15 protein-coding genes are annotated in these 15,119 nt (G+C 77.1%); 11 read left to right on the forward strand and 4 right to left on the reverse strand.

Going from position 1 to position 15,119, the window contains the following annotated elements; all coding sequences use genetic code 11:
• Window positions 1–68 precede the first annotated feature (68 nt).
• Both ABWU78_RS16095 and ABWU78_RS16100 read left to right on the forward strand, forming a co-directional pair.
• Window positions 69–1,880, forward strand: coding sequence for a bifunctional ADP-dependent NAD(P)H-hydrate dehydratase/NAD(P)H-hydrate epimerase (locus ABWU78_RS16095; RefSeq protein ID WP_439158941.1), 1,812 nt, complete (start codon window positions 69–71; stop codon window positions 1,878–1,880).
• Between the two features lie 104 nt (window positions 1,881–1,984).
• Window positions 1,985–2,893, forward strand: a complete 909-nt coding sequence (locus ABWU78_RS16100) for a pseudouridine synthase (RefSeq protein WP_439158942.1) — start codon at window positions 1,985–1,987, stop codon at window positions 2,891–2,893.
• Window positions 2,894–2,900: 7 nt separating this feature from the next.
• On the opposite strand, the gene ABWU78_RS16105 is transcribed toward ABWU78_RS16100, so the two are convergent.
• A complete protein-coding gene (locus ABWU78_RS16105; protein WP_439158943.1) occupies window positions 2,901–3,746 on the reverse strand; it encodes an MBL fold metallo-hydrolase in 846 nt (281 codons plus the stop codon).
• A 70-nt stretch (window positions 3,747–3,816) separates the two neighbouring features.
• On the opposite strand from ABWU78_RS16105, the gene ABWU78_RS16110 reads away from it, so the two are divergent.
• The 6 genes from ABWU78_RS16110 to ABWU78_RS16135 all read left to right on the forward strand — a co-directional run bounded on the left by ABWU78_RS16110 (window position 3,817) and on the right by ABWU78_RS16135 (window position 9,099).
• A complete protein-coding gene (locus ABWU78_RS16110; protein WP_439158944.1) occupies window positions 3,817–4,905 on the forward strand; it encodes a GlxA family transcriptional regulator in 1,089 nt (362 codons plus the stop codon).
• 14 nt (window positions 4,906–4,919) lie between these two features.
• Window positions 4,920–6,251 (forward strand): alanine racemase, encoded by a 1,332-nt coding sequence (alr, locus tag ABWU78_RS16115; protein WP_439158945.1) that lies wholly within the window; start codon window positions 4,920–4,922, stop codon window positions 6,249–6,251.
• Entirely contained in the window at window positions 6,248–6,859 is a 612-nt protein-coding gene (gene tsaE / locus ABWU78_RS16120; RefSeq protein WP_439158946.1) for a tRNA (adenosine(37)-N6)-threonylcarbamoyltransferase complex ATPase subunit type 1 TsaE, read from the forward strand. The genes alr and tsaE overlap by 4 nt, the downstream gene beginning before the upstream one ends.
• 46 nt (window positions 6,860–6,905) lie before the next feature.
• Window positions 6,906–7,637, forward strand: a complete 732-nt coding sequence (gene tsaB / locus ABWU78_RS16125) for a tRNA (adenosine(37)-N6)-threonylcarbamoyltransferase complex dimerization subunit type 1 TsaB (RefSeq protein WP_439158947.1) — start codon at window positions 6,906–6,908, stop codon at window positions 7,635–7,637.
• A complete protein-coding gene (gene rimI, locus ABWU78_RS16130; RefSeq protein ID WP_353707817.1) occupies window positions 7,634–8,185 on the forward strand; it encodes a ribosomal protein S18-alanine N-acetyltransferase in 552 nt (183 codons plus the stop codon). Before tsaB ends, rimI begins: the two co-directional genes overlap by 4 nt.
• Before the next feature lie 92 nt (window positions 8,186–8,277).
• Entirely contained in the window at window positions 8,278–9,099 is an 822-nt protein-coding gene (locus tag ABWU78_RS16135; RefSeq protein ID WP_439158951.1) for a sulfurtransferase, read from the forward strand.
• A gap of 74 nt (window positions 9,100–9,173) precedes the next feature.
• Here the strand turns inward: ABWU78_RS16135 and ABWU78_RS16140 are convergent, their stop codons facing one another.
• Complete coding sequence (locus tag ABWU78_RS16140; RefSeq protein ID WP_253050835.1) at window positions 9,174–9,821, reverse strand: malonic semialdehyde reductase; 648 nt, start codon at window positions 9,819–9,821, stop codon at window positions 9,174–9,176.
• Window positions 9,822–9,950: 129 nt separating this feature from the next.
• On the opposite strand from ABWU78_RS16140, the gene tsaD reads away from it, so the two are divergent.
• Both tsaD and ABWU78_RS16150 read left to right on the forward strand, forming a co-directional pair.
• Window positions 9,951–11,000 carry a tRNA (adenosine(37)-N6)-threonylcarbamoyltransferase complex transferase subunit TsaD gene (gene tsaD, locus ABWU78_RS16145; RefSeq protein WP_439158948.1) on the forward strand — a complete coding sequence of 350 codons (1,050 nt, stop codon included), beginning with the start codon at window positions 9,951–9,953 and terminating at the stop codon, window positions 10,998–11,000.
• On the forward strand, window positions 10,997–12,115 hold the full coding sequence (locus ABWU78_RS16150) for a hypothetical protein (protein WP_439158949.1): 1,119 nt from the start codon (window positions 10,997–10,999) through the stop codon (window positions 12,113–12,115). Before tsaD ends, ABWU78_RS16150 begins: the two co-directional genes overlap by 4 nt.
• Before the next feature lie 17 nt (window positions 12,116–12,132).
• Here the strand turns inward: ABWU78_RS16150 and ABWU78_RS16155 are convergent, their stop codons facing one another.
• The gene (locus ABWU78_RS16155; protein WP_353707819.1) at window positions 12,133–13,290 is read right to left on the reverse strand and encodes a glutamate--cysteine ligase; all 1,158 of its coding nucleotides are present in this window, start codon (window positions 13,288–13,290) and stop codon (window positions 12,133–12,135) included.
• Window positions 13,287–14,576: a THUMP-like domain-containing protein gene (locus tag ABWU78_RS16160; RefSeq protein WP_439158950.1), complete on the reverse strand. Its 1,290-nt coding sequence runs from the start codon at window positions 14,574–14,576 to the stop codon at window positions 13,287–13,289. Before ABWU78_RS16160 ends, ABWU78_RS16155 begins: the two co-directional genes overlap by 4 nt.
• A gap of 240 nt (window positions 14,577–14,816) precedes the next feature.
• Here ABWU78_RS16160 and groES point away from each other — a divergent pair, with 240 nt between their 5' ends.
• Window positions 14,817–15,113, forward strand: a complete 297-nt coding sequence (groES, locus tag ABWU78_RS16165) for a co-chaperone GroES (protein WP_253050840.1) — start codon at window positions 14,817–14,819, stop codon at window positions 15,111–15,113.
• Window positions 15,114–15,119 lie beyond the last annotated feature (6 nt).

Genomic DNA, 15,119 nt, shown 5'->3' on the forward strand with positions numbered 1-15,119 from the left:
CTCGGTCGCACCGCTGCGCCGGCGCCGCCGCGCAGGCGACGAGGGCGGACGGTGGGCAGGATGAGGTCATGATCGAAGCCTGGTCCGCCGCCGACGTGCGCGCCGCCGAGGAGCCGCTGCTCGCCGCGGGCATCCCGCTCATGGAGCGCGCCTCGTTCGCGCTCGCGACGATCGTCGCGCGCGACGTCGCGCGACGGCGGTCGGTCGCCCTGCCGGACGGCGGCCGTCGGGACGGGCGCGTCACCGGCGCTCGGGCGGTCCTGCTCGTGGGGTCGGGCAACAACGGCGGGGACACCCTCCACGCGGGTGCGTACCTCGCGCGCCGGGGCGTCGAGGTGCTCGCGGTCCTCACCGGCGAGCACGCGCACGCGGGCGGGCTCGCGGCGCTCCGGGACGCGGGCGGGTCCGTCGAGGTGCTCGTCGGCAGCCCCGACGACCCGACGCGCGCGGGCCGGCCGCACGACCACCTGGACCCCCACGTCGCCGACCGGGTCGCCGCGCAGGTCCTGCGGGCCGACGTCGTGCTGGACGGCCTCGTCGGCATCGGCGCCCGGGGACCGTTGCGCGGCGTCGCGGCGGACCTCGTGCGGCACGTCTCCGCGGTGCTCCACGGAAGGGCGCCCGGCGGCGTGCTCGACGGGGACGACGCGCCCGGGGCGGGTGGTGGCGCCCGCGACGGGTCGGGAGGCCGTCCCTGGGTCGTCGCGGTGGACGCGCCGAGCGGCATCGGCGTCGACGACGGGACGGTGCCGGGTCCCGTGCTGCGCGCCGACCGCACGGTGACGTTCGGCGCCGCCAAGCCGGGCCTGCTCCTGCCGCCCGCGACGCACCTCGCGGGTCACGGTGCGGTCGTCGACATCGGGCTGCGCCTCGGCACGCGGGCCACGGACGCGTCCGCTCCGGACGCCTCGTCGGCTCGGGACGGTGCGCACGCCCCGGACCGCGGGACCGCGGTGCCGGTCGTCCGCCGGCTCGAGCCCGCGGACGTCGCCGCCCTCTGGGCCGTGCCCGGCGCGACCGACCACAAGTACACGCGCGGCGTCGTCGGCGTCGTCGCGGGCACGCCGACCTTCCCGGGCGCCGCGGTGCTCGTCACGAGCGCTGCCGTCCGCACCGGTCCGGGCATGGTGCGCTACCGCGGGCCCGACGACGCCACGCGCGCCGTCCTCGCGGCCCGCCCCGAGGTGGTGCCCGCCCCGGGCCGCGTCCAGTCCTGGGTGCTGGGCCCGGGCGTCCCGGCGGTCCCCGGCCCGGACGACGACCCGGTGGACGACGGCGGGCAGCACGAGCGGGTGCGGGACGCGCTCGCCGCCGCGACGAGCACCGCCGCCGCGGACGTTGACGCCGCGGACGTTGACGTCGCCGACGCGGTGGGGGAGCGCGTGCCCGTGGTCGTCGACGCCGGGGCGCTGTCGCTGCTGCCCGACCGCTGCCCGCCGTCGGTCGTGCTCACCCCGCACGCGGGGGAGCTCGCGACGCTGCTGCGGTCGCGCGGTGACGACGTGACGCGCGCCGACGTCGAGGCCGAGCCCCTGCGGTGGGCACGGCGCGCGCACACGGCCACCGGGGCGACGGTGCTGCTCAAGGGGTCGGCGACCGTCGTGGTCGGGCCCGAGGGCGCGTGGTCCCAGGCGGGCGCGCCCGCGTGGCTCGCGACCGCCGGCGCGGGCGACGTGCTCGCCGGGATCCTCGGCACCGTGCTCGCGGCGCACGCCGCACGGATCGTCCGGGAGCCGGGGCTGGCCGCGGAGCTCGCGGCCGTGGCCGCCGTCGTGCACGGTCTCGCGGCGGAGCGGGCGAACCCGGGCGGCCCGGTCGCGGCGCTCGACGTCGCCGACGCGGTGCCCGCCGTCGTCGCGGGGCTGCTCGCCGCACGCTGAGCGGCGCGGTGCTCGCGGGGCCTCGACCTGTCAGCGCCCCACGGGCCCCGGGACCCGTGGGGCGCTGACAGGCCCGGGCAGGACGCGCCGGTACCGTGGTGGGCGTGGTCCCCCTCCCCGTGCGCGACGGCCTCAACCCCACGCGCCTCGTGCTGCCGCACGACGCCGAGAGCGTCGCGCGGTACACGCGCACGCTCGACTACGTGCGCCACCGGTTCCCGGACGACGCCGCACGCCTGGCCGAGAAGGTCGCGGCGGGCGAGGTCGTCGACGGGCGCGGACGGCCGGTCGACGCGACCACCCCGTACGAGCCGCGCGGCTTCGTGTTCCTCTACCGCGACCCGCCGGTCGAGCCCGAGGTGCCGTTCGAGGTCCGGGTGCTGCACCGCGACCGGGACCTGCTGGTCGTGGACAAGCCGCACTTCCTCGCGACGATCCCGCGCGGCGCGTACGTGGCGCAGTCGGTGCTCGTGCGGCTGCGGCGCGACCTCGACCTGCCCGACCTCAGCCCCGCGCACCGGCTCGACCGCGTCACCGCGGGCGTCCTGCTGCTCACGCTGCGCCCGCAGGTGCGCGGCGCGTACCAGGAGCTCTTCGCGCGGCGCGAGGTGCGCAAGACCTACGAGGCGGTCGCGCCGTGGGACCCGGCGCTGGACCTGCCCGCGACCGTGCGCAGCCGCATCGTCAAGCGCCGCGGCGTCATGCGCGCGGAGGAGGTGGACGGCGAGCCCAACGCCGAGAGCCGCGTCGACGTGATCGAGACCGACCCGGCCCGCGGCCTCGCGCGCTACCGGCTGGAGCCCCACAGCGGCAAGACGCACCAGCTCCGGCTGCACATGGCCCGGCTCGGGGTGCCGATCGTGCACGACAACTTCTACCCCGAGCCGTACGACGTCGCGCCGGACGACTACGCGCGCCCGCTCCAGCTCGTCTCGCGCTCGCTCGCCTTCGCCGACCCGCTCACCGGGCAGCCGCGGCGCTTCGAGACGGACCGGACGCTCGGCGCCTGGTGAGGGGTCGTCACAGCCGGAGCGCGACGCCCGGCGTGGGGACGCGCAGGACGTCGGTCAGCCCGGCGGCCGCGAACGCCCGCTCGACGTCGGCGACCGACTCGCTGAAGTGCGCCCACCCCTCGGCATGCACCGGGACGACGTCGCGCGCCCGCAGGAGCCGCGCGACCTCGGCCACGCCCGCGCCGTCGAGCGTGAGCGCCGCGCCGTCGAGGATCGCGGGGACGCGCGCCGCGCCCGCGTGGACGATCGCGACGTCGACGGGCCCGACGCGGTCGGGGACCTCCGCGACGAGCCCCGGGGCGGCATTGTCGCCGGACAGGTAGACGCGCGGGAGCCCGTCGCCGTCGAGCACGAACCCGGTGACGTCGCCGAGCACGCGCTCGGCGCCCTCCGGCCCGTGGCGCGCGGGGACGCCGGTCACGCGCAGCGCGCCGCCGTCGGGCCGGGGCAGCACGGCCGACTCCCACGGGGCGAGCCCGACGACGCCCGGGACGTCGGGCGCGAGCCGCGCCGCGCCCGCGGGGGTCGTGAGGACGTGGGGGACGTCCGGCAGGAGCGCACGACCGCTGAGGTCGAGGTTGTCGACGTGCTGGTCGTGGGAGACGAGCGCGACGTCGAGCGGGCCGAGAGCGTCGGGCGACGCGGCCGGGCCGTGCAGGCGCGTGCTCGTGCCGCCGCCGGGGCGCGGGTAGTCGCGGGGCGCGTCGAACCCGGGGTCGGAGACGATCGTCAGCCCGCCGAGGCGGAGCAGGAGCGCCGGCCCGCCGACGTGGAGCAGGGTGAGCCCGCCGTCGTCGGGCATCGCGCGCGCGGTCTCGTCGGGCCGGGGGACGGGGTGCGGTGCGGTGGTCATGGGTCGAGCCTCCCGTGCGGGACGTCCACCCGACAGTGGCCCGCAGGTCGATGATCGGTAGGATCAGGCCATGACCCTCCCGACCGCCGCCGACGTCGCGGAGTCCGACCGGGTGCCGGCCCGCGAGCGCGCACGGGAGTCCGCCCGGCACCCCGAGCGCGTCGCCGTCGTGGCGTTCGACGGCATCAGCCCGTTCCACCTCGCCGTCCCGAGCCTCGTCCTGGGCTCGGACGCGCTCGCCGGGGGCGCGCGACCCGCGTACGACGTCGTGGTCTGCGCGCCGACGCCCGGGCGGCTCGCGACGTCGGCCGGCTTCGCGCTCCACGTCGACCACGGGCTGGAGGCGATCGAGGGCGCGACGACCGTCGTGCTGCCGAGCTGGCACCCCGACGTCGAGCCGCCGCCCGCGCTCCTGGCCGCGGTCCGGGCCGCGCACGCCCGCGGCGCCCGCGTCGTCGGGCTGTGCCTGGGCGCGTTCCTCGTCGCGGCGAGCGGCGTGGCGGACGGGCGGGAGGTCGTGACGCACTGGCACGCCGCCGAGCGGCTCGGCCGGGACCACCCCGCCGTGACGGTCCGCAGCGACGTCCTGTGGGTCGACCACGGGGACGTCGTCACGTCGGCCGGGACCGCCGCGGCGCTCGACTGCTGCCTGCACCTCGTCCGGCAGGACCACGGCGCGCGGGTCGCGGCGCGCGTCGCCCGGGCGCTCGTGCTCGCGCCCCACCGCACGGGCGGGCAGGCGCAGTTCGTCCCCGCGCCCGTGCCGCCGCAAGACACGGCCGACCCCGTCGAGCTCGCGATGGTCTGGGCGCGGGCGCACCTCGACGAGCCGATCTCGCTGGACGCGTGGGCGTGCGCCGCCGGGACGTCGCGGCGCACCTTCACCCGGCGGTTCGCCGCGCGCACCGGGCTCAGCCCGGTGCGGTGGCTGCTGGACCAGCGCGTCGACCGGGCGCGCGAGCTCCTCGAGACGACGGACCTCGCCGTGGACCGCGTCGCGGACGCCGCGGGCCTCGGCTCCGCGGAGTCGCTGCGCCACCACTTCCGGGCGCGGCTCGGAACCAGCCCGTCGCGGTACCGGGTCGAGTTCGGCGGCGCCCCGGTGGCCCGACCGGACGACCGCGAGCCGGCGCGCCCGCTCGCCGGGCGGCGACGGTGAGAGAATCGTCCACCGTGAGCGACACCCAGCGCACGACCCCGACCGGCGCACCCGCCGGTGCCTCCGCAGGACCCGCCTACCCCGCCCGCGCCGTCGTCGACCTGGCCGCGGTCCGGGACAACGTCCGCGCCCTCGCCGGGCACGCGCCGTCGGCCCAGGTGATGGCCGTCGTGAAGGCCGACGCCTACGGGCACGGCCTGGTGGCGAGCGCGCTCGGGGCGCTCGCGGGCGGTGCGACGTGGCTCGGGACCGCGCAGCCGAGCGAGGCGCTCGCGCTGCGTGCGGCGGGGATCGGGGAGGACCGCGCGCGCGTCCTCACGTGGCTCTACCCGCCGGGCGCGCCGCTGCGCGCGCTCGTGGAGGCGGACGTCGACGTGTCGCTCGCCGCGCGCTGGGCCGTCGACGAGGCGGTCGCCGCCGCCCGTGCCGCCGGCCGGACCGCGCGCGTGCACCTCGCGGTCGACACGGGCCTCGGCCGCAACGGGATCATGCCCGCCGACCTGCCCGACGTGCTCGCCGCCGTCGCGCGCGCCCAGGCCGAGGGCGCGGTCCACGTCGTCGGGCTGTGGTCCCACCTCGCGTTCGCGGACGAGCCCGGGCACCCGAGCGTCGTGGCACAGGCCGACGTGCTCGACGAGGCCGTCCGGCTCGCGGAGCGCGCGGGCGTCGCGCCCGAGCTGCGCCACCTCGCGAACTCCGCCGCGACGCTCACCGCGCCGCGCACCCACTACGACCTGGTCCGTCCGGGGCTCGCGGTGTGGGGGATGACGCCGGTGCCGCAGCTCGGCCCGCCGTCGCGGTACGGGCTCCGGCCCGCGATGACGCTCGAGGCGCGTCTCGCGACGGTCAAGCGCGTGCCGGGCGGGCACGGCGTCTCCTACTCGCACCACTACACGACACCGCGGGACACGACGCTCGGGGTCGTCCCGCTCGGCTACGGCGACGGGATCCCGCGGCACGCGTCGGGTGGCGGCCCCACGGCCGCGCCCGGTGGCCCGGTGCTCGTCGGCGCACGCCCCGGGGCGGACGGCGGCCGCGTCCTGCGCGTCGCGGGGCGCGTGTGCATGGACCAGCTCGTGCTCGACCTCGGCCCTGCCGCGACCGAGCGCGCGGGCGACGTCGTCACGCTGTTCGGCGCGGGCGACGGCGTCGAGCACGACGGCGTCCCCACCGCCGAGGACTGGGCGCGGGCCGCCGGGACCATCAGCTACGAGATCACGACGCGCCTCGGCGCGCGCGTGCCGCGCGAGCACGTGGGGACCCACGTGCTCGACGACGGCGCGCGGGCGCTGCTGGCCGACGACCCCAGCCAGGACGAGACCACGGAAAGGACGGTCCGCGCATGAGCGACGACCCGACCCCCTCGACGCGCGCCGCGCCTCCCGCGGACGCGGCGGCGGAGACCGCGACGGGCACGTCGTCGCAGGCGGCGCGCGACGTCGTCGTCCTGCCCGACGCCGAGGCGACGCGCGCGTTCGGCCGCGCCCTCGCCGGCGTGCTCCGCGCGGGCGACCTCGTGATCCTCACCGGCGACCTCGGTGCGGGGAAGACGACGCTCACGCAGGGCATCGGCGCCGGGCTCGGCGTGCGCGGACAGGTCGCGTCGCCGACGTTCATCGTCGCGCGCGAGCACCCGTCGCTCGTGGGCGGCCCGGCGCTCGTGCACGTGGACGCGTACCGCCTCGGCTCGCTCGACGAGGTCGACGCGCTCGACCTCGACTCGAGCCTGGAGGAGTCGGTGACCGTCGTCGAGTGGGGCAGCGGGCTCGTCGAGGCGCTCGCGGGCGACCGGCTCGAGATCGTGCTCGAGCGCCCGCGCGGCGACGCGACCGGGGACGTGCCCGGCGGCACGTCCGACGACGAGGACGCGCCCGAGGCGGGCGCGCGCCGGGTGACGGTGCGCGGCGTCGGTCCGCGCTGGGCGGACCTCGACGTCGCGGCACTGTCCCGCTAGCCCGCTCGCGAGGAGGACGTCGCGGTCTCGGCCGTAGGCTGGGGCCGTGGCTGTTCTCGCGCTCGACACCTCCGCCTCCGTCACCGTCGCCGTCGTCTCCGACGACGGCGCCCGTCTCGCCCGCCGCGACGCCCCGGAGCGCCGCCGGCACGCCGAGGCGCTCGCCCCGCTCGTCGAGGAGGCGCTCGCCGAGGCCGGGGTCGACCGCCGCGACCTCACGGCCGTCGCCGTCGGCACGGGCCCCGCGCCGTTCACGGGCCTGCGGGTCGGGCTCGTCACCGCCCGGGCGCTGGGCTTCGCGCTCGGCATCCCCGTGCTCGGCGTCCCGAGCCTCGACGCGATCGCCGCCCAGGCGGTGAGCGACCTCGGCCTCGAGCCCGACGACGAGCTGCTCGTCGCGACCGACGCGCGCCGCCGCGAGGTGTACTGGGCGCGGTACCGCGTCGTCGCGCACGAGGGCCCGCACGCCGTGCCGGTCCTGGAGACCGTCGCCGGGCCCGACGTCGGTCCGGCGGCCGCGGTCGCCGAGCACGCCGCGGGCGCCGTCGTCGTGGGGGAGGGCGGCGAGCTCTACCCGGACGTGCTCGACGCCGCCGAGGACGCGCCGCAGGTCCCCGACGCCGCCGTGCTCGGCCGGCTCGCGATCGCGCGCCGGGCCGCGGGGGCCGACCAGCCGACGGAGCCGCTGTACCTGCGCCGCCCGGACGTCCACGAGGCCGCCGCACGCAAGCGCGTGAGCGACACCGCGCCCGCCCCGGCGCCCGAGGCGACCCGATGAGCGCGCGCCGCTACGAGATCCGCCTGCGCCCGCTCCGGGCGGCCGACCTCGACCGCGTGGTCGAGCTCGAGCGCGAGCTGTTCGGGCGCGGCGCGTGGACCTACGGGATGCTCGCCGACGAGCTCGCGGGGCTGGGCCGCTGGTACGTCGCCGCGGAGCCCGTGCGCCTCTACGCCGCCGGCCCGCAGCCCGTGGTCGGCTACGCGGGCCTGTGGTTCGACGGCGACGTCACGCAGGTCATGACCCTCGGCGTCGACCCCGCGTTCCAGCACCAGGGCGTCGGCTCGACCCTCCTGGAGGCGCTGATCGCCCGCTCGCGCGACCTGGGCGCGAGCGCGGTGCTGCTCGAGGTGCGGGTCGACAACGACCCGGCGCTCGCGCTCTACGCGAAGTACGGGTTCGAGCAGCTCGGCATCCGCAAGCGCTACTACCAGCCCGAGGACGTCGACGCCTACACGATGCGGCTCGAGCTCGGTGCGACCACGACGCCCGACGGGCCGGACGCGCCGGACTACGGGACGGCGTCCGAGACGGGCGCCGTCGCGTGACCGCGTCCGCGCCGCGCGGCCCGGGCCTCGGCACGGACGACCGCGGGTCCGACGCCGCGCGCCGCGACCGTGTCCTCGTCACCGCGGCCGCCCTGGCGGCGGCGCTCGCGGGCGGACGCCCGCCCGTCGTGCTCGACGTGCGGTGGGCGCTCGGCGTCACCGACGGGCGCGAGCAGCACCGCGCAGGGCACGTCCCGGGCGCGGTCTACGTCGACCTCGAGAGCGAGCTCGCCGCGCCGCCCTCGGCCGCGGCGGGCCGGCACCCGCTGCCCGACCCCGCCGACCTCCAGGCCGCGGCGCGGCGCTGGGGCGTGCGCGCGGACCGGCCGGTCGTCGTCTACGACGCCGTGGGCGGCACGTCCGCCGCGCGCGCCTGGTGGCTGCTGCGCTGGGCCGGGCACGAGGACGTCCGCATCCTCGACGGCGGGCTCGCGGCGTGGCGGGCCGCCGGGCACGCGCTCGACGCGGGCGAGGTGCGGCCCGAGCCGGGGGACGTCGTCGTCACGCCGGGCGGGCTGCCCGTGCTCGACGCCGACGGCGCGGCCGACCTCGCGACGTCGGGCGTCCTGCTCGACGCGCGCGCGGGCGAGCGCTACCGCGGCGAGGTGGAGCCGGTCGACCCGCGCGCGGGACACGTCCCCGGCGCGGTGAGCGCGCCGACGACCGACAACCTCGCCGCGGACGGGACGTTCCTGGACCCCGCCGCGCTGCGCGCGCGGTTCGCGGCCCTGGGGGTCGCGGACCCGGGGCGGGAACCGGACGCGACGCGGCCCGCCGTGGGCGTGTACTGCGGCTCCGGCGTGACCGCGGCGCACGAGGTCGCCGCGCTCGCGACCCTCGGCGTCGACGCGGCGCTGTACGCGGGCTCGTGGTCGCAGTGGTCGAACGACCCCGCGCGACCCGCGGCGACCTGACGCGGGCGGCCCGGACGCGCGCGAGGCGGCACCCCGTGGAGGGGTGCCGCCTCGCGCGTACGGGTGGGACGGTCTCAGAGGATCTCGGCGACCTGGTGGAAGTCGAGCCGGGCCTGGCGCGGGAAGTGCGCGCCCTCCTCGGCGGGGTAGCCCACGTTGATCGCGACGAGCGTGCGCCAGCCGGACTCGCCGAAGAACTCGGCGTCGATCCCCGCCGCGTCGAAGCCGGTCATCGGGCCGACGGACAGGCCGGCGGCGCGCAGCCCGACGATGAGGTAGCCGATCTGGATGAGCGCGTTGGTGCGGGCCATGCCCTCGCGCAGCTCGGTCTGCGGGTCGAGCTGCTCGGTCATGCCCTCGCGGAACGGCGCGAGCGTGCCGAGGTGCTGGTGGAACGACGGGTCGGCGGCGGCGATGACGGTCACGGGCGCGGCGAGCGTCTTGTCGCGGTTGAAGTCCGCCATGTGCGCGCCGAGGCGCTGCTTCGCCTCGGGCGTGCGCACGACGAGCAGGCGCAGCGGGAGCGTGTTCATCGCGGTGGGTGCCCAGCGGACGAGGTCCCAGGCCGCCTGGATCTGCGCGTCGGTGACGGGCTCGTCCGAGAAGGCGTGGGTCGTGTGCGCGTCGCGGAACAGGCGGTCCGCGGCCTGCGCGTCGATCGCGAGCTGGTCGGCGAGCTCGTTCGGCGCGGCAGGGGACTCGATGAGGGTGTCGGTGCTCATGACCGGACCAACGGTTGAGCGTTGAATCATCTTCCCGACAGACGGTGTGACGTGGGCGACACGGCGCGGGCCGGCCCCGCACGCGACTACCCTGGACGCCATGCCTTCCACACTGTCAGTGAGCCGTCCGTGAGCACCGGCGAGCCCCTGGTGCTCGGCATCGAGACGTCCTGCGACGAGACCGGCGTCGCGCTGGTCCGGGGTCGCGAGCTGCTCGTCGACACGGTGGCGAGCTCGATGGACGAGCACGCGCGCTACGGCGGCATCATCCCCGAGGTCGCGTCGCGCGCCCACCTCGAGGCGATGATCCCGACGATCGAGCGCACGCTCGGCACGGCGGACGTCGACCTGTCCGAGGTCGACGCGATCGCGGTCACGGCCGGGCCGGGGCTGGTCGGGCCCCTGACGATCGGCGCGTCGGCCGCCAAGGCGCTCGCGCTCGCGCTCGGCAAGCCGCTCTACGGCGTCAACCACGTCATCGGCCACGCCGCCGTGGACGAGCTCGTGCACGGCGCCTTCCCGGAGCGCGTCATGGCGCTCGTCGTGTCCGGCGGGCACAGCTCGCTCCTCCTGGTCGACGACGTCGCGACGTCCGTCACCGAGCTCGGCTCGACGCTCGACGACGCGGCCGGCGAGGCGTTCGACAAGGTCGGGCGCCTGCTCGGCCTGCCGTACCCCGGCGGCCCGCACATCGACCGCCTCGCGCGCGAGGGCGACCCCACGGCGATCCGGTTCCCGCGCGGCCTCACCGCGCGCAAGGACCAGGAGAAGCACGCGGACGACTTCTCGTTCTCCGGCCTCAAGACGGCCGTCGCGCGGTGGGTCGAGGCGCGCCAGGACGCGGGGGAGGAGATCCCCGTGCACGACGTCGCGGCCTCCTTCGCCGAGTCCGTCGCCGACGTGCTCACCGCCAAGACCATCGCGGCGTGCGAGCGGCACGGGGTGTCGACGCTCGTCGTCGGCGGCGGGTTCAGCGCGAACTCGCAGCTGCGCGACATGGCCGCGAAGCGCTGCGCGGAGGCCGGGATCGAGCTGCGCATCCCGCCGATCCGCTACTGCACCGACAACGGGGCGATGATCGCCGCGCTGGGGTCCGCCGTCGTGCGGGCGGGCGTGGCGCCGTCGAGCCTCGACATCGGCGTCGACTCGTCGATGCCGCTGACCGTGACCCACGTGTGACCCCGGAGCCCGGTCTCACGCCCGACGAGGCGCTGCGGCGCGCCCACGCGTGGGCGCACGCGGCCGCGTCGGCGCCCCCCGGGCCCGAGCGCGCCCGGGCCGAGCACACCGCCGCGTACTGGGCGGCGCAGCACCGGGCGCTCCTCGCGGCCGTGCCCGCGTACGGGTCCGCCGCCGTGCCCGTCGGCGCGCCGCCCTCCGGGACGGCGGGTGCGACGACCGCTCCGCCGTACGGTCACGCCTCCGCCGCCGCGCTCTCCGGCACCCCCGCGGTCCAGCCGGCCTCCGGGGCGCCGGCGGCGACCGTCCCCGCGTACGGGGCGTCCACCATCTCGTGGGAGGTGCCGCGCCGCCGTCGGGGCCGTGCCGCGCGGGTCGTGACGTTCGTCCTCGTGCTCGCGGTGTCCGTCGTCGCGTACCTCGTCAGCTCCCTCGGCGGGGCGCGGGACGACGGCGCGGTCCTGCCCACCGAGCAGGAGGGCGCGGTGCCGCCCCCCACGGTCTGGGAGGACCCGAGCCCGGACGTGGCCGCGTCGGCCACCGGCGTGGAGGCCGCCTGGAAGGCGGGCGAGTACGCCGAGCCGTTGCCCGACCCCGTGCCGGGCGCGACGCAGACGACGCCGTTCCTGGCCGAGCACCCCGACCCCACGGCGTGGCTGCTCGCGCTCAACCCCGCCAACGACGGCGTGCAGGTCGTGTTCACCGACGACCCGACGCTCAACTGCGGCATGGAGCACGTCGCGGAGCACGACGCGTACGCGACGGGCTCGGCGGGCTGCTTCCAGCCCTCCCACCCGACGGTGCTGTTCGTGTGGTGGGGCGAGGACTCTGACCCGGCGACCAAGCAGGTGCTCCTCGCGCACGAGCTGTCGCACATGCTCCAGTGGTGGCACGAGTTCGACCTGATGCAGTCCGCCGTCGACTCCGGCTTCGCCGAGGACGAGGAGTGGTCGCACGCGCTCGAGACCGACGCGACGTGCCGCGTGCTGTCGTGGGGCGGGTATTCGGAGGCGGCGGCCGACCGCACGTCGTCGCCGTGCGACACCGAGGACTGGTCGCCGACGTGGCTCGCCGACAGGGCCGCCGACCTCGGCGTGGTCCTGCGCGACTACTGACCGTCCCTGGCGGACCGTCAGAGCGGGCGGCCCGCCCGCATCTCCGCGACGAGCGAGCGCACGACGGCGTCCAGCTCGCCCCCGTTGCGGCGCGCCACGGCGCGCTGGCGCTGGTAGGAGGCCCCGCGGCGCACGATCGTGCGCACGCCGTCGAGCTCGTCGAGGCACCCGAGGCGCGCGGCGACGGGCTCGAGCTCGACGAGCAGGCGCCCGACGGCGTCGGTCACGAGCTCCTCGTTGCCCTCGCGGTCGAGGATGATGATCGCGTCCATGCCGTAGCGCGCGGAGCGCCACTTGTTCTCCTGCGCGAACCACGGCGGGATGCTCGGGAGCTCGCGGCCCTCGTCGAGCATCGTCGAGAAGTGCTCGACGAGGCAGTGCGTGAGCGCGGCGAGCGCGAGCAGCTCGGAGATGTTCGTGACGCCGTCGCAGATGCGCGTCTCGAGCGTGCCGAACTGCGGGGCGGGGCGCAGGTCCCAGCGGATCTCGTCGAACGCGTCGATGACGCCGGTGTGCAGCATGTCCGCGACGTAGCCCTCGAGCTCCTCCCAGGTCGCGAACTGGAACGGGAGCCCCGCCGTGGGGAGCTGCTGGAACATGAGCGCGCGGTTCGACGCGTACCCGGTGTCCTTGCCGCCCCAGAAGGGCGAGCTGGCCGAGAGCGACTGGAGGTGCGCGAACGTCGTGAGCATCGCGCGCTGGACCGGCAGCACCTTGGCGCGGTCCTCGATGCCGACGTGCACGTGCACGCCGTAGATGAGCATCTGCCGTCCCCACCACTGCGTGCGGTCGATGAGGGTGTTGTAGCGCTGCTTGTCGGTGACCTTCTGCTGCGCCCAGCGCGCGAACGGGTGCGTGCCCGCGCTCATGAGCTCCACGCGCAGCGGGTCGGTCACGGCCCGCAGCTCGTCGATCGAGCGCTCGAGGTCCCGGCCGGCCTCCCCGACGGTGCGGCACACCCCGCTCACGACCTCGACCGTGTTGAGCAGCAGCTCCTGCTTGATGGACGGGTGCGCGCCCCCGTCCACCGGGCGCACGGCGTCGAGGACCGTCTGCGCGACCTGGCGCAGGTCGCCCGAGTCCGCGTCGACCAGCGCGAGCTCCCACTCCAGCCCGACGGTCGAGCGCTCCGACCGCGCGAAGGGGATCGCGGTGCGGCGCGGGAGGGCGCTCACCGCGTGCCGTCCGGGGTGGCGCCCCGCACGGCGCCGGCTGAGGGAGCGGCGAGAGGCTCCACGACGAGCACCTGCTGGGACCCGCCGACGCGCGTCAGGACGATCGTCGCGGCCGCGTCGCCGGTGAGCGCGAGCTGGCGGCGGAGCTGCTCGGGCGTCACGGCGGTGCCCCGCTTCTTGATCGTCAGGCGCCCCACGCCCCGCTCGCGCAGGTAGGAGCGCAGGCGCTTGAGCCCGAACGGCATCGTGTCGAGCACGCGGTAGCCCCGCGCGAGCCCGTCGGCGAGGCCGGTCGCGTCGAGCGCCGCGGGGGAGTCGGTCGTCACGTACGCGATCGTCCGGTCGAGCAGCCGCCCGCCCAGCCCGCGTGCCGCGTGGGCGACGAGACCCGCGCGGATGACGGCGCCGTCGGGCTCGTAGAGGTACTGCCCGACGGCGCCCACCTCGGGCACCACGTCCTCGTCGCCCGGGCGGTGGGCGACCCGGCGCGTCGTGGTGCGCTCGGTCCCGTCCGGCCCGGTCCACGGGGTGAGGACGAGCGCCGAGCGGCCCGGCCCCTCGGGCGCGAGCGGCCCGAACCAGAGGCCGGCCTCCACGACGTCGCCGTCGACCGAGACCCACTCGGTCTCGGCGTCCGCGGGCAGGCCGTCGTGCGGGATCCCGGGGCCGACCTTGATGCCCACGGCGGGCACACGCTCGCGCAGCGCCCACACCGCGTCGAGCGGCGGGGCGTAGGCCTTCGGGTCGAACACGCGCTTGCCGCCCCGTGTCCGTCGGGCGGGGTCGGCGTACACGCCCTCGATCCGTTCGCCCTCGAGGTCGAGCGCGAGCCCGTCGCCGTGGCGCACCTCGGCCTCGGGGAAGTGGCGCAGGTTCACGGTCGCGATCGCCGCGGTGAGCTCGTCGACGTCGGTCGCGAGGACCTCGAGCTCCGCGGCGGCGAACGCGAGGGCGTCGACGCCGATCCCGCTCGTGAGGTCGGCGACGCGCCGGATCCCCGCGTCCTGGTACCGCCGCGCGTGCAGGCCCGCGACGACGAGCCGGCTCGCCTGCTCCAGCCCCGCCTGCGTGAACAGCATGCCGTCGGCGAACGCGCCGAGCTTGCCGCGGGCGGCCGCGCGCAGCCGCGACTGCGTGAGCGCCGCGGCGGCCAGGTCCGGGTCGACGCCCTTCGCGCGCAGCCCCGCCGCGAGCACGAGCGCCTGCTGCTCGTCGTACGGGGGGAGCGCGCCGAGCAGCGCCCAGCCCTCGGGGCTGAGCAGCTTGGTCAGCGTGGCGGCGTCCATGGCGTCGATCCTTCCACGGGGGACGGGGACCACGCGCAGCCGGGGCCGCGATCGTCCGAGGGGCGGACGTTGGCACTCGCCTTGACCGAGTGCTAACGGCGACCTAGATTTGAGGACGTGCCGCCACCGCTCGCGGAGGCGGCACCACGTGCGACCAGGCTGTCCGGCACCCGCGACGACGGCCAGCCGGTGCGCTCGACCCATCCGTTGCAGTTCTCACCGCGAAAGGGGAGGTCCGACGTGTCGGTCCCCATCAAGCCGCTCGAGGACCGGATCGTCGTGAAGGCCCTCGAGGCCGAGACCACGACCGCATCCGGCCTGGTCATCCCGGACACCGCCAAGGAGAAGCCCCAGGAGGGCGAGGTCCTGGCCGTCGGTCCGGGCCGTGTCGACGACAACGGCAACCGCGTCCCGCTCGACGTGAGCGTCGGCGACAAGGTCATCTACAGCAAGTACGGCGGCACCGAGGTCAAGTACGGCGGCGTGGACTACCTGGTCCTGTCCGCGCGCGACATCCTCGCCGTGGTGGTCGGCTGACGCCGA

Origin of the sequence: Cellulosimicrobium sp. CpK407, from assembly GCF_051844275.1 — a bacterium.
Classification (GTDB): Bacteria; Actinomycetota; Actinomycetes; order Actinomycetales; family Cellulomonadaceae; genus Cellulosimicrobium; species Cellulosimicrobium cellulans_G.

Coding starts and splice junctions, on each gene's coding strand:
- ABWU78_RS16140 (WP_253050835.1), bottom strand. CDS start 9,821: ATGAGCACCGACACCCTCATCGAGTCCCCTGCCGCGCCGAACGAGCTC.
- tsaE (WP_439158946.1), top strand. CDS start 6,248: ATGAGCGACGACCCGACCCCCTCGACGCGCGCCGCGCCTCCCGCGGAC.
- ABWU78_RS16095 (WP_439158941.1), top strand. CDS start 69: ATGATCGAAGCCTGGTCCGCCGCCGACGTGCGCGCCGCCGAGGAGCCG.
- rimI (WP_353707817.1), top strand. CDS start 7,634: ATGAGCGCGCGCCGCTACGAGATCCGCCTGCGCCCGCTCCGGGCGGCC.
- ABWU78_RS16110 (WP_439158944.1), top strand. CDS start 3,817: ATGACCCTCCCGACCGCCGCCGACGTCGCGGAGTCCGACCGGGTGCCG.
- ABWU78_RS16160 (WP_439158950.1), bottom strand. CDS start 14,576: ATGGACGCCGCCACGCTGACCAAGCTGCTCAGCCCCGAGGGCTGGGCG.
- ABWU78_RS16105 (WP_439158943.1), bottom strand. CDS start 3,746: ATGACCACCGCACCGCACCCCGTCCCCCGGCCCGACGAGACCGCGCGC.